The 18,083-nt window shown below is 41.8% G+C and carries 26 protein-coding genes and 1 pseudogene; all 27 read left to right on the top strand.

Annotated features, from left to right (window positions below; genetic code table 11):
* The first annotated feature begins 258 nt into the window (after positions 1-258).
* The 27 genes and pseudogenes from STO1_RS00940 to rpsH all read left to right on the top strand — a co-directional run bounded on the left by STO1_RS00940 (position 259) and on the right by rpsH (position 17,956).
* Complete coding sequence (locus tag STO1_RS00940; RefSeq protein ID WP_096421587.1) at positions 259-1,509, top strand: bifunctional folylpolyglutamate synthase/dihydrofolate synthase; 1,251 nt, start codon at positions 259-261, stop codon at positions 1,507-1,509.
* 90 nt (positions 1,510-1,599) lie between these two features.
* Entirely contained in the window at positions 1,600-2,055 is a 456-nt protein-coding gene (locus tag STO1_RS00945; protein WP_007520814.1) for an SP_0198 family lipoprotein, read from the top strand.
* 310 nt (positions 2,056-2,365) lie between these two features.
* A pseudogene (locus tag STO1_RS00950) lies at positions 2,366-2,605 on the top strand (3-oxoacyl-[acyl-carrier-protein] synthase III C-terminal domain-containing protein); the annotation flags it as partial.
* A gap of 123 nt (positions 2,606-2,728) precedes the next feature.
* Positions 2,729-4,261 carry a cardiolipin synthase gene (gene cls / locus STO1_RS00955; protein WP_096421589.1) on the top strand — a complete coding sequence of 511 codons (1,533 nt, stop codon included), beginning with the start codon at positions 2,729-2,731 and terminating at the stop codon, positions 4,259-4,261.
* A 75-nt stretch (positions 4,262-4,336) separates the two neighbouring features.
* Positions 4,337-4,480, top strand: a complete 144-nt coding sequence (locus tag STO1_RS09735) for a hypothetical protein (protein ID WP_164497043.1) — start codon at positions 4,337-4,339, stop codon at positions 4,478-4,480.
* 35 nt (positions 4,481-4,515) lie between these two features.
* Positions 4,516-6,033 carry a damage-inducible protein CinA gene (locus tag STO1_RS00960; RefSeq protein ID WP_096421591.1) on the top strand — a complete coding sequence of 506 codons (1,518 nt, stop codon included), beginning with the start codon at positions 4,516-4,518 and terminating at the stop codon, positions 6,031-6,033.
* A 128-nt stretch (positions 6,034-6,161) separates the two neighbouring features.
* Positions 6,162-8,369, top strand: a complete 2,208-nt coding sequence (gene nrdD, locus STO1_RS00965; protein ID WP_172843635.1) for an anaerobic ribonucleoside-triphosphate reductase — start codon at positions 6,162-6,164, stop codon at positions 8,367-8,369.
* Positions 8,370-8,380: 11 nt separating this feature from the next.
* Complete coding sequence (locus STO1_RS00970; RefSeq protein WP_061598879.1) at positions 8,381-8,527, top strand: hypothetical protein; 147 nt, start codon at positions 8,381-8,383, stop codon at positions 8,525-8,527.
* Between the two features lie 37 nt (positions 8,528-8,564).
* Entirely contained in the window at positions 8,565-9,065 is a 501-nt protein-coding gene (locus STO1_RS00975) for a GNAT family N-acetyltransferase (protein ID WP_096421595.1), read from the top strand.
* Positions 9,066-9,069: 4 nt separating this feature from the next.
* Entirely contained in the window at positions 9,070-9,666 is a 597-nt protein-coding gene (nrdG, locus tag STO1_RS00980) for an anaerobic ribonucleoside-triphosphate reductase activating protein (RefSeq protein ID WP_096421597.1), read from the top strand.
* A complete protein-coding gene (locus tag STO1_RS00985; RefSeq protein WP_096421599.1) occupies positions 9,663-10,289 on the top strand; it encodes a uridine kinase family protein in 627 nt (208 codons plus the stop codon). Before nrdG ends, STO1_RS00985 begins: the two co-directional genes overlap by 4 nt.
* A gap of 265 nt (positions 10,290-10,554) precedes the next feature.
* Positions 10,555-10,863, top strand: a complete 309-nt coding sequence (gene rpsJ / locus STO1_RS00990) for a 30S ribosomal protein S10 (RefSeq protein ID WP_001284513.1) — start codon at positions 10,555-10,557, stop codon at positions 10,861-10,863.
* Between the two features lie 82 nt (positions 10,864-10,945).
* Positions 10,946-11,572: a 50S ribosomal protein L3 gene (gene rplC / locus STO1_RS00995; protein ID WP_000160197.1), complete on the top strand. Its 627-nt coding sequence runs from the start codon at positions 10,946-10,948 to the stop codon at positions 11,570-11,572.
* A gap of 24 nt (positions 11,573-11,596) precedes the next feature.
* Positions 11,597-12,220: a 50S ribosomal protein L4 gene (gene rplD, locus STO1_RS01000; RefSeq protein WP_000024550.1), complete on the top strand. Its 624-nt coding sequence runs from the start codon at positions 11,597-11,599 to the stop codon at positions 12,218-12,220.
* Positions 12,220-12,516 carry a 50S ribosomal protein L23 gene (locus STO1_RS01005; RefSeq protein WP_001055347.1) on the top strand — a complete coding sequence of 99 codons (297 nt, stop codon included), beginning with the start codon at positions 12,220-12,222 and terminating at the stop codon, positions 12,514-12,516. The genes rplD and STO1_RS01005 overlap by 1 nt, the downstream gene beginning before the upstream one ends.
* A gap of 17 nt (positions 12,517-12,533) precedes the next feature.
* Positions 12,534-13,367: a 50S ribosomal protein L2 gene (gene rplB / locus STO1_RS01010; protein ID WP_000512901.1), complete on the top strand. Its 834-nt coding sequence runs from the start codon at positions 12,534-12,536 to the stop codon at positions 13,365-13,367.
* Between the two features lie 103 nt (positions 13,368-13,470).
* The gene (gene rpsS, locus STO1_RS01015) at positions 13,471-13,752 is read left to right on the top strand and encodes a 30S ribosomal protein S19 (RefSeq protein WP_000533766.1); all 282 of its coding nucleotides are present in this window, start codon (positions 13,471-13,473) and stop codon (positions 13,750-13,752) included.
* 11 nt (positions 13,753-13,763) lie between these two features.
* Positions 13,764-14,108 carry a 50S ribosomal protein L22 gene (gene rplV / locus STO1_RS01020; RefSeq protein WP_000818137.1) on the top strand — a complete coding sequence of 115 codons (345 nt, stop codon included), beginning with the start codon at positions 13,764-13,766 and terminating at the stop codon, positions 14,106-14,108.
* Positions 14,109-14,120: 12 nt separating this feature from the next.
* Positions 14,121-14,774, top strand: coding sequence for a 30S ribosomal protein S3 (gene rpsC / locus STO1_RS01025; RefSeq protein WP_096421601.1), 654 nt, complete (start codon positions 14,121-14,123; stop codon positions 14,772-14,774).
* A 3-nt stretch (positions 14,775-14,777) separates the two neighbouring features.
* Entirely contained in the window at positions 14,778-15,191 is a 414-nt protein-coding gene (gene rplP / locus STO1_RS01030; protein WP_000960947.1) for a 50S ribosomal protein L16, read from the top strand.
* Positions 15,192-15,200: 9 nt separating this feature from the next.
* Entirely contained in the window at positions 15,201-15,407 is a 207-nt protein-coding gene (rpmC, locus tag STO1_RS01035; RefSeq protein ID WP_000772918.1) for a 50S ribosomal protein L29, read from the top strand.
* 24 nt (positions 15,408-15,431) lie between these two features.
* The gene (gene rpsQ, locus STO1_RS01040; RefSeq protein WP_000440801.1) at positions 15,432-15,692 is read left to right on the top strand and encodes a 30S ribosomal protein S17; all 261 of its coding nucleotides are present in this window, start codon (positions 15,432-15,434) and stop codon (positions 15,690-15,692) included.
* A gap of 25 nt (positions 15,693-15,717) precedes the next feature.
* Positions 15,718-16,086: a 50S ribosomal protein L14 gene (gene rplN / locus STO1_RS01045; protein ID WP_000616547.1), complete on the top strand. Its 369-nt coding sequence runs from the start codon at positions 15,718-15,720 to the stop codon at positions 16,084-16,086.
* A gap of 183 nt (positions 16,087-16,269) precedes the next feature.
* Complete coding sequence (gene rplX, locus STO1_RS01050; RefSeq protein WP_000497691.1) at positions 16,270-16,575, top strand: 50S ribosomal protein L24; 306 nt, start codon at positions 16,270-16,272, stop codon at positions 16,573-16,575.
* 23 nt (positions 16,576-16,598) lie between these two features.
* Entirely contained in the window at positions 16,599-17,141 is a 543-nt protein-coding gene (gene rplE, locus STO1_RS01055) for a 50S ribosomal protein L5 (protein ID WP_000013542.1), read from the top strand.
* A 17-nt stretch (positions 17,142-17,158) separates the two neighbouring features.
* Positions 17,159-17,344: a type Z 30S ribosomal protein S14 gene (locus STO1_RS01060; protein ID WP_001085697.1), complete on the top strand. Its 186-nt coding sequence runs from the start codon at positions 17,159-17,161 to the stop codon at positions 17,342-17,344.
* Positions 17,345-17,557: 213 nt separating this feature from the next.
* Positions 17,558-17,956 (top strand): 30S ribosomal protein S8, encoded by a 399-nt coding sequence (gene rpsH, locus STO1_RS01065; protein ID WP_096421603.1) that lies wholly within the window; start codon positions 17,558-17,560, stop codon positions 17,954-17,956.
* The last annotated feature ends 127 nt before the right edge of the window (positions 17,957-18,083 follow it).

Consider the following 18,083-nt stretch of genomic DNA (forward strand, 5'->3'; position numbering starts at 1 on the left):
GGAACGTTCGGGGAACGTTTTTAGCCCAGTTCCTTAAAATAAGAGAGAACTGGTTTGTTCAGTGAACATTTTTACCCTTACGCTAAAAATAAAGACCGTAAGTAAGTCCGGTGGACGTTTTTAGCCAACGTTGAAATTCATAGTAGCTAGTGATTAGCTAACCAGGTAAGAGGTCGGGATTTTAGTCCCAACCTCGTTTTTTATTTGTAATCATACTTTGATGCGGTAGTTGATTGGACTTTTGTTAAGGAGACATGTATGTTTGAAGTAGAAGAATGGCTTCATAGTCGGATTGGTTTAAACTTTAGATCTGGACTTGGACGAATGCAGCGAGCAGTGGATTTGCTGGGGAATCCTGAGAGGACTTATCCTATTATCCACGTAACAGGGACTAACGGTAAAGGGTCAACTATTGCCTTCATGAGGGAGTTGTTTGTTACTCATGGTAAAAAAGTTGGTACTTTTACCTCTCCTCATATCATCAGTATCCATGATCGAATCTGTATCAGTGGACAACCGATTGCTGATGCAGATTTTATCCGTTTGGCGGAGCAGGTCAAGGAGATGGAAAAAACTCTTTTGGAAACACATGACCAATTATCTTTCTTTGAGTTGCTGACCTTGATTGCTTTTCTCTATTTTAGGGAACAAGAGGTGGATTTAGTTTTACTAGAAGTGGGGATTGGTGGTTTACTTGATACCACTAATGTCGTAACAGGAGAAATTGCAGTGGTTACTTCCATTGGCCTAGATCATCAGGAGACATTGGGTGACAGTCTGGAGAAAATAGCAGAGCAGAAAGCTGGTATCTTCAAGGTTGGAAAGAAGGCGGTCATTGCCAAGCTTACTCCAGAAGCAGAGCTTGTCTGTCAAAGTAAAGCGAGAGAGTTAGCTGTTGAACTTTATCAAGCTGGGCGAGACTTCACATTGAATGCGGGTGATTTTTCAAGTAGCTTAGCAAGATTTTCCCAGCTTAAAATCGGTTTGGAAGGCGCCTACCAGCAAGAAAATGCCGCCTTGGCTTTACAAACTTTTCTTTTGTTTATGGTGTCAAGAGAGGAAAAAGTCGAAGAAGAGCTTGTGAGACAGGCCTTGCAAGAAACTCACTGGGCAGGTCGCTTGGAACGGATTCGCCCGCAAATCTACCTAGATGGGGCTCACAATCTGCCAGCCTTGACTCGTCTAGTCGAGTTTATCCAAGGGAAAATCCAGCAAGGTTACCAGGTTCGCATCCTTTTTGGAGCACTTAAACGCAAGGATTATCAGGGGATGCTAGGCTATCTATCTAAGCAGTTGCCTCAGGTGGAACTTAAGGTAACAGGCTTTGACTACCAAGGTTCTTTGGATGAGAGGGATGTGACGGGTTACGATTTGATTCCTTCCTATGGCGATTTTATCAGAGAATTTGAAGAAAAGGCCAATGACCAGGACCTGCTTTTCGTGACGGGATCACTCTACTTTATCTCGGAAGTGCGAGCAAGTTTGATAAGAAGCGATGGGACTAGTTGACCTTCTAGGTTTAAGTTGTTATACTGGAGGTAGGAGGTACATCTGGAAACTGATCCAGCAAAACATTGACAAAAAAGAAAGGAAATCGCTATGAAAATCAAAACATTCACACTTTCTATTGCTTTCCTAGCAATTCTTAGTCTAATAGCAGCTTGTGGATCTGCCAACCAGCAAAATTCACAGTCTCAATCAAGTCAACCAAGTTCCTCTTCGAGTTCTGTAACGAGTTCAAGCGAAGCTACAACCAGTACGGAACAAAGTTCAACTTCAAGTCAATCAAGCAACATCGATGGGACCTATACTGAAAAAGATGAGAAAGACCAGATCACCCTTGTTGTAACAGGTAAAACAGGTACATGGACAGAGGTCGAGCCAGATGGAGAAAAGGAAGTCAAGCAAGTTACTTTTGATCCAGAAAATCAGCGCGTGATTATCGGTGATGATGTCAAAATTTATGCAGTTAATGGAAATCAAATAATTATCGATGATATGGATCGAGAAGCATCTGACCGAGTAGTATCTGACCGAGTGGTATTAACAAAATAGAACTTCAAATCTAACTAAATAGAAGTTTGGAATTAAGGTTCCGACTTTACCTTCTACGACCTCAATAGCGACTGTCCTAGGATTTGTTCGATATTGAAAAATATAAATAATTATGGAGAACTATCATTTTGGTAGTTCTTTTTTTAAAAAATTTGCCAGATTTTTTATTGAAAAATCCGCTTGTCGATTTTTTATGTTCCATTACTACAGAGGACGGGTAGTTTAAAGACGGTGGTTTTCTCGGTTAAAAGTATCCTTAAAGTTCACAGTTTATGAAAAAATAAAGGATACGATATTAGCCTTGGGAGATGTGGAGTATAACATTCCTCACCAAGCAAGTCGTGCTCTTCCTTTGGTTATGGAAAAGCTAGGTGTGGCTGAGAATCAATACCTCAATCTCGTCACGGACTATGGAAATATGGTGTCAGTCTCTGTGCCATTTGGCTTGGCCTATTCATTGGACCATGGATTGGTTAAAGAAGGAGATACCGTCTACCTTATGGGAACTGCAGCAGGTATGACAGTCAATATGTTGGCTCTCAAACTGTAATACACATCTGAAAATGGAAGGGCAAGAGTAAAAGGTTGCTATCTACCCCTGAACTGAGGTATACTAGTAGAAAGATTAGTTTATTAAGCAGTTAAGGAGAATGTTAGAAAAGGAAGGGGATGTATGACAGCTAGAAAAATGCAGCTACTCATGTCCAAGTATGGTTTTAGTATTACTATCATGTTGGCAGAGTTGTTTATCATCTTTGGTTTATTTCTCTATCTAGGGCAGATGGCTCCGATTCTCTGGATTATCCTTGTCATTTTAGTAAGCTTAGCGACCATTGTATCGATTGTTAATCGATCTATGAATCCTGAGAGTAAGGTAACATGGTTGTTAGTAGCCTTTGTGCCAGTTTTTGGCCCTTTGCTCTATATCATGTTTGGAGAGCGCCGTTTATCTAAAAAAGAATTGAAGCAGCTAAAGCAGCTCCAATCAATGGTTTACAGAGAGGATAATAGCAGGGCTCTCCGTTTGGAGTTAAAAGAACAAGACAAGTCGGCTTACGGGGTTATCAAATCTCTCCTCAGTATGGACACGAATGCAGATGTCTATAATCGAACGGATACCCATTTTTTCCCTTCAGGGGAAAGCATGTGGCGTCAGATGCTAGAGGATCTCAAAAAAGCCGAGAAGTTTATCTTTCTTGAATACTATATCATCGAAGAAGGTTTGATGTGGAATAGTATTTTGGAGATTTTGGAAGAAAAGGCAGCTCAAGGAGTAGAAGTTAAGCTTCTTTATGACGATATTGGATGCATGGCAACCTTACCTGGGGATTATACCATCCAGCTTCGTAGCCGAGGGATTGAAGCCCATAAATTTAACAAGGTGATTCCACGCTTGACCGTTGCCTATAACAACCGTGACCACCGTAAAATCATGATTATCGATGGGCAGATTGCGTATACAGGTGGTGCCAATCTAGCAGATGAGTATATCAACCATATCGAACGCTTTGGTTACTGGAAGGATAGCGGTATTCGCCTAGATGGATCGGCAGTTAAGGCTTTTACTAGACTCTTTTTATCAACTTGGTATATTAACCGTGGGGAAATTAGTGACTTTGACCAATACCATCTCGAAAATCAACCCAAAGATGGGATGGGGCTTTGTATCCCTTACAGTAGCGGTCCCAAACCCATCTACCGAGCCCAGGTTGGAAAAACGGTCTATCAAAATCTTATCAATCAAGCTACAGACTACGTCTACATCACGACTCCCTATCTGATTGCTGACTACGATCTAACTGAAAGTATTAAAAATGCAGCATTGAGAGGGGTAGATGTGCGAATTGTGACGCCGTGTATCCCAGATAAAAAGGTTATTCAGTTAGTTACTCGAGGAGCCTACCCAGACTTGCTATCTGCGGGGGTTCGTATTTATGAGTATAGCCCGGGATTCCTTCATAGCAAGCAAATGCTTGTTGATGGAGAGGCGGCTACTGTGGGAACCATCAATTTTGACTATCGGAGTTTGCTTCACCACTATGAAAATGCCGTCTTGCTTTATAGAACGCAGTCCATCATCGATATTGAAAGGGACTTTGAAGAGATTTTTAAAGTTTCTCAAGAAATTTATCCCCACACCATCAAAACAAGCTGGTATCAAAGCCTGATCAAGGAAATTGTCCAGTTGTTTGCGCCTATGCTCTAACTATCCATCAAGATCTAGCCCAAGGCTGGATCTTATTTTTGTCTTCTTACGAATAGATAAGTAAAGGAGAAAACCATGCTTAATCTAGAAGATGATGATTTTATCAGAGAGTATAGTAATAGTCGATTCCACCGTTTTCGTGAAATCGAACGCTTTGCGCTATTGGATAAGAAATTCAGCAAATATCAATCCCAAGCTGACATTCCTGTAAGATTTTGATATACTAAAACAGATAAACTTAGAGGAGAAATTGAATGAATGTATACGGGAAAATAGATGAGAAACAAGAAGAATCTCATTACCAAGACTGGTCCGTTCCAGAAAAGCGAGAAGGAGCTCCGATTCCCTTTTTTAGTATCTTGCTTTGGAGTTTAGTAGCTACAGCTATTTCTGTGGTTATCCCCCTTATTTTTGGTTTAGTAAGCCCGCAACAAACTCAGGATCTTTATACTGGTTGGGCCTTGCATCAAAATGGTCAAATGTATACCGATTATTTTGGGACGGAGGGATTGCTCTATTACCTGCTTGCCTATCTTTCACAAGGCAGTATTCTGATTGCTTTGGTTGAGTGGTTGGCCTTATTTGGAGCAGGTGTTTTTCTTTTTAAATCTGCGGATACTCTTACAGGCCGTGTAGAAGAAGCCAAGCAGCTTGTGTTTGTGTTTAATCTGTTGGTAGCAGGTCTCGCTTTTGGTGGTGGCTATGCTCTCTTGCTAGCCTTGCCTTTCCTATTTTATTCACTTAGCATTGTTACGAACTACCTAGCTTATCCAAACGGTGACAAAGGATTTTTACGTGTTGGTATGAGCCTTGCTCTCGCTTTCTTCCTTGCGCCAATCCCAACCGCCTTGTTTGCGGCTGTATTGGCTCTAGGCATCATTGGCTTTAATCTAGGTAAAGGTCACTTTGTTCACGGGTTATATCAGTTCTTTGCGTCAGCCTTAGGGTTCTCACTCTTATTCTATCCTTTGGGCTACTATACAGTGTTAACAGGTAGTTTTGGGGATGCCATTAGCCAGACCTTGTATCCGGTAAATACTCTTAGCTTCTTTTCAAATGCGCATTTGCTTGAAAATGCAGCCTTCTACGGCTTACTTGCTATTGGGCTAGGTTCCCTTAGTTTGCTCTTTTCTGGTTTGTTCCAGTCAAAATCAGCTAAGCAATATTCCCTATCGATTGCTGCTAGTTTGGGCTTATTGCTTTCTTTGGGGCTCTTGATTTTTTCCAAAGAACCCATCAACGGTACTCATCTTGTGGTACTAATTCCTTTCTTGGTCTTGCTCCTTCTGACAGGAATCAAGGAAGATGTTTCGGATGGAGGCAGTCGTCGTAGAAGAAGACGTGAGAAACAAACTTCTTTCCTTAAAGGAAATTTCTATCTACCACTGATTGCCCTTGCCTATCTTATTGTTCTTCCTATCGTGAGTCGCTACCTTTCGCATCCAGCGACTTATCAGGAGAGAGAACGTCTTGCTAGCATGGTAAAACAGCAAACGAGTTCTGAGGATCGTGTCTATGCTTGGGATGATCGTCCTGATTTCTACCGTGCAAGTGAACGCTTGGCGCCGACTTCTCTATCAACTCCAACACTCTATACTGCAAGCGACGAAAATAAAACCAAACTGATGAATGATCTGAAAGAGAACCAACCGAAGATGATTGTGGTCAATCAAAAAGTTGCCTTGTGGTCAGATGTAGAGAGCTGGCTCAGTGAAAACTATGAGCTTGTTCAGACAGATACTAGCGAGTTTAAGCTTTATAAATTCAAATAACAAAAATCAATATCTTGTGGAATTTTAAAAATTTTAGGATTTTTAACACAAGATATTGATTTTTATTTTTAGAGTGGTATAATACTGAATATAAACTATTTAACAATATTTTAGAAAAGAGCATGGATATGATTGTATTAGAAGAAAAGCTTGCAACCGTTCCCACCTTGTTCGTTGAAAAACGAGATGGTAGACGTGTAGTATTTGATGTAGACAAGATTGACAAGGCTCTCCACAAGGCGGCAGAAAAAGTTATGGACGTTACGCCTCTAGTAGAAAAACGCCTAAATGGTCTAGTTGAAAGAATCGTTACCGAAATTCACAGTCGTTTCCCTAAAGGTGTGAAGATTTATGAGATTCAGAATGTCGTAGAGCATGAACTCCTTGAAGCCAAAGAGTATGCGCTGGCTGAGGAGTATATCACTTATCGGACACAAAGGGATTTTGAGCGCTCAAAAGCGACAGATATCAACTTTAGTATCCATAAACTGCTCAATAAAGATCAAGCAGTTGTCAATGAAAATGCCAATAAAGACAGTGATGTCTTTAATACTCAGCGTGATTTGACAGCAGGGATTGTTGGGAAATCAATCGGGCTGCAAATGCTTCCTAAGCACGTAGCTAATGCTCACCAAAAAGGGGATATCCACTATCATGACTTGGACTACAGCCCCTACACTCCGATGACCAACTGCTGTTTGATTGATTTTAAAGGCATGTTGGAAAATGGTTTTAAGATTGGAAATGCAGAGGTAGAGAGTCCCAAGTCTATCCAGACTGCGACAGCTCAAATTTCACAAATCATCGCCAACGTTGCTTCTAGCCAGTACGGGGGCTGCTCAGCTGACCGTATTGATGAAGTCTTGGCGCCTTATGCAGAGAAGAATTACCAAAAGCACCTCAAGGATGCGGAAGAGTGGGTCTTGCCCGAGAAACGTGAAGATTACGCTTGGAAGAAAACCCAAAAGGACATCTACGATGCCATGCAATCTCTTGAGTATGAAATCAACACTCTCTTCACTTCAAATGGACAAACACCTTTTACTTCGCTCGGTTTTGGTCTAGGAACTAGTCGTTTTGAACGGGAAATTCAAAAAGCTATCTTGACCATTCGTATCAAGGGGCTTGGTTCAGAACACCGCACAGCCATCTTCCCTAAACTCATCTTTACGCTTAAAAGAGGACTTAACTTAGAGGAAGGTTCACCTAACTACGACATCAAACAGTTGGCCCTCGAGTGTGCAACCAAGCGGATGTACCCAGATGTTTTGTCCTATGATAAGATTATCGAACTGACTGGTTCTTTCAAGGTTCCTATGGGTTGTCGCTCCTTCCTCCAAGGATGGAAAGATGAAAATGGTGTTGAGGTCAATTCAGGTCGGATGAATCTAGGTGTTGTGACGGTCAATTTGCCTCGTATCGCCCTCGAGTCTGAAGGGGATCTGAATAAGTTTTGGGAAATCTTCAACGAACGTATGAACATCGCAGAAGATGCTCTGGTTTACCGTGTTGAACGGACCAAGGAAGCAACACCAGCGAATGCCCCTATCCTCTATCAGTACGGAGCCTTCGGTCGCCGTCTCGGAAAAGAAGAAAGTGTAGACCAGCTCTTTAAGAATCGCCGTGCGACAGTTTCGCTGGGGTACATCGGTTTGTACGAGGTGGCGACAGTCTTCTTTGGAAATAGCTGGGAAAGCAATCCTGAAGCCAAGGAATTCACATTGGAAATCATTCGCGATATGAAACGTCGTGTGGAAGAGTGGTCTGACCAATATGGTTACCATTTCTCTATCTACTCCACACCGTCTGAAAGTCTGACAGACCGCTTCTGTCGCTTGGATACAGAGAAGTTCGGCTCTATTCCGGATATCACGGACAAGGAATACTACACCAACTCTTTCCACTACGATGTTCGTAAAAATCCAACACCGTTTGAAAAATTAGACTTTGAGAAAGTTTACCCAGAAGCAGGTGCGTCAGGTGGTTTCATCCATTATTGTGAGTATCCAGTTCTTCAACAAAATCCTAAGGCCCTGGAAGCTGTTTGGGACTATGCCTATGACCGAGTTGGCTATCTAGGAACCAATACTCCGATTGATCGTTGCTACAAGTGTGATTTTGAAGGGGATTTTGAACCAACTGAGCGAGGATTTGCTTGTCCCAACTGTGGCAATAGCGACCCTAAAACAGTAGATGTAGTCAAACGAACTTGTGGCTATCTAGGTAACCCTCAGGCTCGTCCGATGGTCAATGGGCGCCATAAGGAAATCGCTGCGCGTGTGAAACATATGAATGGTTCAACCATTAAGACACCTGGACATAAAGTAACAAACTAGAAAGAGACGGAATGGGGAAATACCAATTGGATGATAAGGGACGCGCTCAAGTGACTCGTTATCATGAAAAACATTCTAAAGGTGGGACGGGCAAAAAAGAACGCTTGCTCAATCTTAGAGAACAGTTTTTAAACAAGAACAAGAAAAAAGAAAAGTGAGAGTCCGCTCTCGCTTTTCTCTTAATTGGAGGTGAAAATGATACTACGCAGGCCAACATTGGCAGATAAAGAAACAGTTTTAGAGATGATGGCAGAGTTTGAACAGACTCAATCAGCCCACGATGGTGGGTTTTGGAACGCCAACAATTTTGTTTATGAAGAGTGGCTAGAAGATAATCTTCAAGCGGAAGCGGGACTCAATATTCCTGAAAACTGGGTTCCTGCTATCCAGCTGGTTAGTTTTGACGTAGCAGGCCAGGCTCTTGGCTTTCTCAACCTTCGTCTCCGATTAAATGACTACTTACTAGAAAATGGGGGCCATATTGGCTACTCCATTCGTCCATCTGAAAGAGGCAAAGGTTATGCGAAAGAATCACTCAGACAAGGCCTGCAAGTTGCCAAGGAAAAGAACATCAAAAAAGCGCTTGTGACCTGTAGTGCGGAAAACCCAGCTAGTAGAGCGGTGATTGTGGCAAATGATGGGGCGTTTGAGGGTGTTCGCAATGGCGTAGAACGTTACTGGATAGATTTGGAGTAGAAGGATGACATGGAATACACCAAAACCAGGTGAATGGAAAAGTGAGGAACTTAGTAAAGGGCGAATCATTGACTACAAGGCCTTTAACTTTGTGGATGGAGAAGGCGTGCGCAACTCCCTCTATGTCGCAGGCTGTATGTTCCACTGCGAGGGGTGCTATAATGTTGCGACTTGGTCTTTCAACGCAGGCATTCCCTATACGCCAGAGTTAGAAGAACAGATCATGGAAGACCTTGCCCAGCCCTATGTTCAAGGCTTGACCTTGCTAGGAGGAGAGCCCTTTCTTAATACGGGCATTCTCTTACCACTCGTTAAACGCATTCGAAAGGAATTGCCAGACAAAGACATCTGGTCATGGACCGGCTACACTTGGGAGGAAATGATGCTGGAGACTCCAGATAAACTGGAACTCTTATCATTGATTGACATCCTTGTCGATGGACGGTATGACAAAAGCAAGCGCAATCTTATGCTCCAGTTTCGAGGGTCTTCTAATCAACGAATTATCGATGTGCAAAAATCCCTCAAAAGTGGTCAAGTAGTGATTTGGGACAAGCTCAATGACGGAAAAGAAAGCTATGAACAGGTGAAGAGAGAATGAAGAAAAAAGACTTAATAGACCAACTGGTCTCAGAGATCGAAACTGGAAAAGTCAAAACACTGGGGATCTACGGTCACGGAGCGTCAGGTAAGTCTACCTTTGCTCAAGAATTGTTTCAAGCCCTAGATGCTGAAAAAGTAAACCTACTAGAAACAGACCCCTATATCACCTCAGAACGTCACCTGGTAGTACCAAAGCAAGCACTTGATCAAAAGGTGACAGCTTGTTTGCCAGTGGCGCATGAATTGGCAAGTTTGCAGAGAGATATTCTCGCTTTGCAGGCAGATATGGATGTCTTAACAATCGATGAACCTTGGAAGGCTAGCGAGATCTTATCTGGAGCCAAACCGATTCTGATTGTTGAAGGGATGTCTGTGGGGTTCCTACCCAAGGAACTCTTTGACAAAACCATCTGCTTCTACGCGGACGAAGAAACAGAAATAAAAAGGCGTCTAGCTCGAGATACGATTATGAGAAATCGCAATGCTTCCTTTGTACTAGCTAGCCATCAAATGAGACGGGAGCAGTATCTGCGATACTATAGAGAAAACGAGTCTAAAGCGGATATCTTAGTGGATCAATCGCAAGATAAATTCAAGGTCAAAATGACACACATTATATAGAAGAAAAGATTGATTTTTATAGACGTAAATCAGTAATCTTAGAAAGATGAAATAGGAAAACAGTTTCATCCTAAAAAAACGAAAAAAACCTAACAAATCCCTTGCAATCGCAGGGGCTTTGTGTTATTCTATTATGGTGCTGTAAATTACAGCCTTAGCTTTGATGCAAGAGGTTGCGACACGCTCGGTTGCATTGCCACGCAACGCGCGTCGGTTTTCTTGTGGAGCTAGCCTATTATCTTAAATAGACGAAAAGGAGAAAAAGATGGCAAACAAAAAAATCCGTATCCGTTTGAAAGCTTACGAACACCGTACGCTTGACACAGCGGCTGCAAAAATCGTAGAATCAGCTACTCGTACAGGTGCACAAGTTGCGGGTCCAATCCCACTTCCAACTGAGCGTAGCCTCTACACAATCATTCGTGCGACTCACAAATACAAAGACTCTCGCGAACAATTTGAAATGCGTACACACAAACGTTTGATCGATATCGTTAACCCAACTCAAAAAACAGTTGATGCGTTGATGAAATTGGATCTTCCAAGTGGTGTAAACGTAGAAATCAAACTTTAATTTAAAGCTTGATACCTCGAGCATAAAAAACGCTCGTTAAAAACTTTTTGAATAAAAAATATAGAAAAGGAACTATTTTCTCATGACAAAAGGAATCTTAGGGAAAAAAGTGGGAATGACTCAAATCTTCACTGAAGCTGGCGAATTGATCCCTGTAACAGTTATTGAAGCAACTCCAAACGTTGTTCTTCAAGTTAAAACTGTTGAAACAGACGGATACAACGCTATCCAAGTTGGTTTTGACGACAAACGCGAAGTATTGAGCAACAAACCTGCTAAAGGACATGTAGCGAAAGCTAACACGGCTCCTAAGCGCTTCATTCGTGAATTCAAAAACGTTGAAGGCTTGGAAGTTGGTGCTGAAATCACAGTTGAAACATTCGCAGCTGGAGACGTTGTTGACGTAACTGGTACTTCTAAAGGTAAAGGTTTCCAAGGTGTTATCAAGCGCCATGGGCAATCACGTGGACCAATGGCTCACGGTTCTCGTTACCACCGTCGTCCAGGTTCTATGGGACCTGTTGCACCTAACCGCGTGTTCAAAGGTAAAAACCTTGCAGGACGTATGGGTGGCGACCGCGTGACAATTCAAAACCTTGAAGTTGTACAAGTTGTTCCAGAAAAGAACGTTATCCTTATCAAAGGTAACGTACCAGGTGCTAAGAAATCTCTTATCACCATCAAGTCAGCAGTTAAAGCTGGTAAATAATAAGGAAAGGGGAATACAGTCAAAATGGCAAATGTAACATTATTCGACCAAACTGGTAAACAAGCTGGCGAAGTTGTTCTTAACGATGCAATCTTTGGTATTGAACCAAACCAATCTGTTGTGTTTGATGTGATCATCAGCCAACGTGCTAGCCTTCGTCAAGGAACTCACGCAGTTAAAAATCGCTCAGCTGTTTCAGGTGGTGGACGCAAACCATGGCGTCAAAAAGGAACTGGACGTGCTCGTCAAGGTTCTATCCGCTCTCCACAATGGCGTGGTGGTGGAACTGTCTTCGGACCAACTCCACGTAGCTATGCGTACAAACTTCCTCAAAAAGTTCGTCGCCTTGCGCTTAAATCTGTTTACTCAGAAAAAGTTGCTGAAAACAAATTTGTAGCCGTTGATTCTCTTGAATTTACAGCTCCAAAAACTGCTGAATTTGCAAAAGTTCTTGCAGCTTTGAGCATCGATTCTAAAGTCCTTGTTATTCTTGAAGAAGGAAACGAATTCGCAGCTCTTTCAGCTCGTAACCTTCCAAACGTGAAAGTTGCGACTGCTACAACTGCAAGTGTTCTTGACATCGCAAATAGTGACAAACTTCTTGTTACTCAAGCAGCTATCTCTAAAATCGAGGAGGTTCTTGCATAATGAATTTGTATGATGTTATCAAAAAACCTGTTATCACTGAAAGCTCAATGGCTCAACTTGAAGCAGGAAAGTATGTATTTGAAGTTGACACTCGTGCGCACAAACTTTTGATTAAGCAAGCTGTTGAAGCTGCTTTTGAAGGTGTTAAGGTTGCAAATGTCAATACAATTAACGTAAAACCTAAAGCTAAACGTGTTGGACGTTACACTGGTTTTACTAACAAAACTAAAAAAGCTATCATCACACTTACAGCTGATTCAAAAGCAATCGAGTTGTTTGCTGCTGAAGCTGAATAATCTAAGGAGGAAATATCGTGGGAATTCGTGTTTATAAACCAACAACAAACGGTCGCCGTAATATGACTTCTTTGGATTTCGCTGAAATCACAACAAGCGCTCCTGAAAAATCATTGCTTGTTGCTTTGAAGAACAAGGCTGGTCGTAACAACAACGGTCGTATCACTGTTCGTCACCAAGGTGGTGGGCACAAACGTTTCTACCGTTTGGTTGACTTCAAACGTAACAAAGACAACGTTGAAGCAGTTGTTAAAACTATCGAGTACGATCCAAACCGTTCTGCAAACATCGCTCTTGTACACTACACAGACGGTGTGAAAGCATACATCATCGCTCCAAAAGGTCTTGAGGTTGGTCAACGTATCGTTTCAGGCCCAGAAGCAGATATCAAAGTCGGAAATGCTCTTCCACTTGCTAACATTCCAGTTGGTACTTTGATCCACAACATCGAGTTGAAACCAGGTCGTGGTGGAGAATTGGTGCGTGCAGCTGGAGCTTCTGCTCAAGTATTGGGTCAAGAAGGTAAATATGTTCTTGTTCGTCTTCAATCTGGCGAAGTACGTATGATTCTTGGAACTTGTCGTGCAACAGTTGGTGTTGTCGGAAACGAACAACATGGACTTGTAAACCTTGGTAAAGCAGGACGTAGCCGTTGGAAAGGTATCCGCCCAACAGTTCGTGGTTCTGTAATGAACCCTAACGATCACCCACACGGTGGTGGTGAAGGTAAAGCACCAGTTGGTCGTAAAGCGCCATCTACTCCATGGGGCAAACCTGCTCTTGGTCTTAAAACTCGTAACAAGAAAGCGAAATCTGACAAACTTATCGTTCGTCGTCGCAACGAGAAATAATAGTAAACTAGTCGCTTAAGCAACTAGGGAATCCGCCAGCTCGGTAGCGCTCCATGTGAGCGCAAGCCGCTGTGGTACAATATTTAAAGGAGAAAACATAAAAATGGGACGCAGTCTTAAAAAAGGACCTTTCGTCGATGAGCATTTGATGAAAAAAGTTGAAGCTCAAGCTAACGACGAAAAGAAAAAAGTTATCAAAACTTGGTCACGTCGTTCAACGATCTTCCCAAGTTTCATTGGTTACACTATTGCAGTTTATGACGGACGTAAACACGTACCTGTTTACATCCAAGAAGACATGGTAGGTCACAAACTTGGTGAATTCGCACCAACTCGTACTTACAAAGGTCACGCTGCAGACGACAAGAAAACACGTAGAAAATAAGGAGAACATAAATGGCAGAAATTACTTCAGCTAAAGCAATGGCTCGTACAGTACGTGTTTCACCTCGTAAATCACGTCTTGTTCTTGACAATATTCGTGGTAAAAGCGTAGCCGACGCTATTGCAATCTTGACATTCACTCCAAACAAAGCTGCTGAAATCATCTTGAAAGTTTTGAATTCAGCTGTAGCTAACGCTGAAAACAACTTTGGTTTGGATAAAGCTAACTTGGTAGTATCTGAAGCATTCGCAAACGAAGGACCAACTATGAAACGTTTTCGTCCACGTGCGAAAGGTTCAGCTTCACCAATCAACAAACGTACAGCTCACATCACTGTAGCTGTTGCAGAAAAATAAGGAGGTAACATCGTGGGTCAAAAAGTACATCCAATTGGTATGCGTGTCGGCATCATCCGTGATTGGGATGCCAAATGGTATGCTGAAAAAGAATACGCGGATTACCTTCATGAAGATCTTGCAATCCGTAAATTCGTTCAAAAAGAACTTGCTGATGCAGCAGTTTCAACTATCGAAATCGAACGCGCAGTGAACAAAGTTAACGTTTCACTTCACACTGCTAAACCAGGTATGGTTATCGGTAAAGGTGGCGCTAACGTTGATGCACTCCGTGCAAAACTTAACAAATTGACTGGAAAACAAGTACACATCAACATCATCGAAATCAAACAACCTGATTTGGATGCTCACCTTGTAGGTAAAGGCATTGCTCGTCAATTGGAGCAACGTGTTGCTTTCCGTCGTGCACAAAAACAAGCAATCCAACGCGCAATGCGTGCCGGAGCTAAAGGAATCAAAACTCAAGTATCAGGTCGTTTGAACGGTGCAGATATTGCCCGTGCTGAAGGATACTCAGAAGGAACTGTTCCACTCCACACACTTCGTGCAGATATCGATTACGCTTGGGAAGAAGCAGATACTACATACGGTAAACTTGGTGTTAAAGTATGGATCTACCGTGGTGAAGTTCTTCCAGCTCGTAAAAACACTAAAGGAGGTAAATAACCAATGTTAGTACCTAAACGTGTTAAACACCGTCGTGAATTCCGTGGAAAAATGCGCGGTGAAGCAAAAGGTGGAAAAGAAGTAGCATTCGGTGAATACGGTCTTCAAGCTACAACTAGCCACTGGATTACTAACCGCCAAATCGAAGCTGCTCGTATCGCCATGACTCGTTACATGAAACGTGGTGGTAAAGTTTGGATTAAAATCTTCCCACACAAATCATACACTGCTAAAGCTATCGGTGTGCGTATGGGATCTGGTAAAGGGGCACCTGAAGGTTGGGTTGCACCAGTTAAACGCGGTAAAGTGATGTTCGAAATCGCTGGTGTATCTGAAGAGATTGCACGTGAAGCGCTTCGTCTTGCTAGCCACAAATTGCCAGTTAAAACTAAATTCGTAAAACGTGAAGCAGAATAAGGAGAAGGCATGAAACTTAATGAAGTAAAAGAATTTGTTAAAGAACTTCGTGGTCTTTCTCAAGAAGAACTCGCGAAGCGCGAAAACGAATTGAAAAAAGAATTGTTTGAACTTCGTTTCCAAGCTGCTACTGGTCAATTGGAACAAACAGCTCGCTTGAAAGAAGTTAAAAAACAAATCGCTCGTATCAAAACAGTTCAATCTGAAGCGAAATAATAGACTAGGGAAGGAGAAATTTCAATGGAACGCAATAATCGTAAAGTTCTTGTTGGACGTGTTGTATCTGACAAAATGGACAAGACAATCACAGTTGTAGTTGAAACAAAACGTAACCACCCAGTCTATGGTAAACGTATTAACTACTCTAAAAAATACAAAGCACATGATGAAAACAATGTTGCCAAAGAAGGTGATATCGTACGTATCATGGAAACTCGCCCGCTTTCAGCTACAAAACGTTTCCGTCTTGTAGAAGTTGTTGAAGAAGCGGTTATCATCTAATCAAGCCTGAAAGGAGAAAACTGAAATGATTCAAACAGAAACTCGTTTGAAAGTCGCAGACAACAGCGGTGCACGCGAAATCTTGACTATCAAAGTTCTTGGTGGTTCTAAACGTAAATTTGCGAACATCGGTGATGTTATTGTGGCATCTGTAAAACAAGCTACTCCTGGTGGTGCGGTTAAAAAAGGTGACGTTGTAAAAGCTGTTATCGTTCGTACTAAATCAGGTGCTCGTCGCGCTGATGGTTCATACATCAAGTTTGACGAAAATGCAGCAGTTATCATCCGTGATGACAAAACTCCTCGCGGAACACGTATCTTTGGTCCAGTTGCACGTGAATTACGTGAAGGTGGCTTCATGAAGATCGTGTCACTTGCTCCAGAAGTACTTTAATAAATTGCTCAAAGAAAATTAAAACAAGTCTAGGAAGTGAAACGAAAGCATAACTTGAGTTAGGTGAGTTGAAACTGACGAAGATTTGCTTTGATTTTCGTAGAGTAAAAACAAACAAACTAGTCCCCTGGAATTGACTCCAGGGTGCCCTTGTGGGCGTAAGAAAAATCAAGGAGAAACCTAATGTTTGTAAAAAAAGGCGACAAAGTTCGCGTAATCGCTGGTAAAGATAAGGGAACAGAAGCTGTTGTCCTTACTGCCCTTCCAAAAGTAAACAAAGTTATCGTTGAAGGTGTTAACATCGTTAAGAAACACCAACGTCCAACTAACGAGCTTCCTCAAGGTGGTATCATCGAGAAAGAAGCAGCTATCCACGTATCAAACGTCCAAGTTTTGGACAAGAACGGTGTAGCTGGTCGTGTTGGTTACAAATTTGTAGACGGTAAAAAAGTTCGCTACAACAAAAAATCAGGCGAAGTGCTTGATTAATCACGAAGGAAAGGAGAAGTATAATGGCAAATCGTTTAAAAGAAAAATATCTTAATGAAGTAGTTCCTGCTTTGACAGAACAATTCAACTACTCATCAGTGATGGCTGTGCCTAAAGTAGATAAGATCGTTTTGAACATGGGTGTTGGTGAAGCTGTATCAAACGCTAAAAGCCTTGAAAAAGCTGCTGAAGAATTGGCACTTATCTCAGGTCAAAAACCACTTATCACTAAAGCTAAAAAATCAATCGCCGGCTTCCGTCTTCGTGAAGGTGTAGCGATCGGTGCAAAAGTTACCCTTCGTGGTGAACGTATGTATGAATTCTTGGATAAATTGGTTTCAGTTTCACTTCCACGTGTGCGTGACTTCCACGGTGTTCCAACAAAATCATTTGATGGACGCGGAAACTACACTCTTGGTGTGAAAGAACAATTGATCTTCCCAGAAATCAATTTTGATGACGTTGACAAAACTCGTGGTCTTGACATCGTTATCGTAACAACTGCTAACACTGACGAAGAGTCACGTGCATTGCTTACAGGCCTTGGAATGCCTTTTGCAAAATAATATAGGAGGTAAATCTAATGGCTAAAAAATCAATGATTGCTAAGAACAAACGTCCAGCGAAGTTCTCTACTCAAGCTTATACTCGTTGTGAAAAATGTGGTCGTCCACATTCAGTTTACCGCAAATTTAAACTTTGCCGTGTTTGCTTCCGTGAATTAGCTTACAAAGGACAAATTCCTGGTGTAACAAAAGCATCTTGGTAATATCATGATACAAAGAGCGTAACAACCACAGCAAAAATAGGAAATTTGGAGAAGGAGCGATGCCCCAAAACAAATTTATCTTTTTTGCACAGGTTGTAGCTCGTTTTCAAATAAGAGTTCTCTCATTTGAATGTGTCAATACTATCTGAGCCCAGCTCAATCATTAACTAGCAAGTGCAACTTGCAAACTACTAGTAAGAGGAGAAAAACAAAATGGTTATGACTGACCCAATCGCAGACTTCCTAACTCGTATTCGTAACGCTAACCAAGCGAAACACGAAGTACTTGAAGTACCTGCATCAAACATCAAAAAAGGGATTGCTGAAATCTTTAAACGCGAAGGTTTTGTAAAAAACGTTGAAATCATCGAAGATGACAAACAAGGCATCATCCGTGTATTCCTTAAATACGGACCAAACGGTGAAAAAGTTATCACTAACTTGAAACGTGTTTCTAAACCAGGACTTCGTGTCTACAAAAAACGTGAAGATCTTCCAAAAGTTCTTAACGGACTTGGAATTGCTATCCTTTCAACTTCTGAAGGTTTGCTTACTGATAAAGAAGCTCGCCAAAAAAACGTTGGTGGAGAAGTTATCGCTTACGTTTGGTAAAATCAAGATACAAAGAGCGTCATGGGCAATGTGAAAATAGGAAATCTGACAAAGAGTGTTAACACTCTAGGAAGATTTGTCTTTTTCACACAGACCATAGCTCGTGTTCAATTTAGCTGATTTACTG

The sequence above is a fragment of the Streptococcus oralis subsp. tigurinus genome, assembly GCF_002356415.1.
Taxonomy (GTDB): Bacteria; Bacillota; Bacilli; order Lactobacillales; family Streptococcaceae; genus Streptococcus; species Streptococcus oralis_F.

Coding starts and splice junctions, on each gene's coding strand:
- STO1_RS00940 (WP_096421587.1), top strand. CDS start 259: ATGTTTGAAGTAGAAGAATGGCTTCATAGTCGGATTGGTTTAAACTTT.
- STO1_RS00945 (WP_007520814.1), top strand. CDS start 1,600: ATGAAAATCAAAACATTCACACTTTCTATTGCTTTCCTAGCAATTCTT.
- cls (WP_096421589.1), top strand. CDS start 2,729: ATGACAGCTAGAAAAATGCAGCTACTCATGTCCAAGTATGGTTTTAGT.
- STO1_RS09735 (WP_164497043.1), top strand. CDS start 4,337: ATGCTTAATCTAGAAGATGATGATTTTATCAGAGAGTATAGTAATAGT.
- STO1_RS00960 (WP_096421591.1), top strand. CDS start 4,516: ATGAATGTATACGGGAAAATAGATGAGAAACAAGAAGAATCTCATTAC.
- nrdD (WP_172843635.1), top strand. CDS start 6,162: ATGATTGTATTAGAAGAAAAGCTTGCAACCGTTCCCACCTTGTTCGTT.
- STO1_RS00970 (WP_061598879.1), top strand. CDS start 8,381: ATGGGGAAATACCAATTGGATGATAAGGGACGCGCTCAAGTGACTCGT.
- STO1_RS00975 (WP_096421595.1), top strand. CDS start 8,565: ATGATACTACGCAGGCCAACATTGGCAGATAAAGAAACAGTTTTAGAG.
- nrdG (WP_096421597.1), top strand. CDS start 9,070: ATGACATGGAATACACCAAAACCAGGTGAATGGAAAAGTGAGGAACTT.
- STO1_RS00985 (WP_096421599.1), top strand. CDS start 9,663: ATGAAGAAAAAAGACTTAATAGACCAACTGGTCTCAGAGATCGAAACT.
- rpsJ (WP_001284513.1), top strand. CDS start 10,555: ATGGCAAACAAAAAAATCCGTATCCGTTTGAAAGCTTACGAACACCGT.
- rplC (WP_000160197.1), top strand. CDS start 10,946: ATGACAAAAGGAATCTTAGGGAAAAAAGTGGGAATGACTCAAATCTTC.
- rplD (WP_000024550.1), top strand. CDS start 11,597: ATGGCAAATGTAACATTATTCGACCAAACTGGTAAACAAGCTGGCGAA.
- STO1_RS01005 (WP_001055347.1), top strand. CDS start 12,220: ATGAATTTGTATGATGTTATCAAAAAACCTGTTATCACTGAAAGCTCA.
- rpsS (WP_000533766.1), top strand. CDS start 13,471: ATGGGACGCAGTCTTAAAAAAGGACCTTTCGTCGATGAGCATTTGATG.
- rplV (WP_000818137.1), top strand. CDS start 13,764: ATGGCAGAAATTACTTCAGCTAAAGCAATGGCTCGTACAGTACGTGTT.
- rplP (WP_000960947.1), top strand. CDS start 14,778: ATGTTAGTACCTAAACGTGTTAAACACCGTCGTGAATTCCGTGGAAAA.
- rpmC (WP_000772918.1), top strand. CDS start 15,201: ATGAAACTTAATGAAGTAAAAGAATTTGTTAAAGAACTTCGTGGTCTT.
- rpsQ (WP_000440801.1), top strand. CDS start 15,432: ATGGAACGCAATAATCGTAAAGTTCTTGTTGGACGTGTTGTATCTGAC.
- rplN (WP_000616547.1), top strand. CDS start 15,718: ATGATTCAAACAGAAACTCGTTTGAAAGTCGCAGACAACAGCGGTGCA.
- rplX (WP_000497691.1), top strand. CDS start 16,270: ATGTTTGTAAAAAAAGGCGACAAAGTTCGCGTAATCGCTGGTAAAGAT.
- rplE (WP_000013542.1), top strand. CDS start 16,599: ATGGCAAATCGTTTAAAAGAAAAATATCTTAATGAAGTAGTTCCTGCT.
- STO1_RS01060 (WP_001085697.1), top strand. CDS start 17,159: ATGGCTAAAAAATCAATGATTGCTAAGAACAAACGTCCAGCGAAGTTC.
- rpsH (WP_096421603.1), top strand. CDS start 17,558: ATGGTTATGACTGACCCAATCGCAGACTTCCTAACTCGTATTCGTAAC.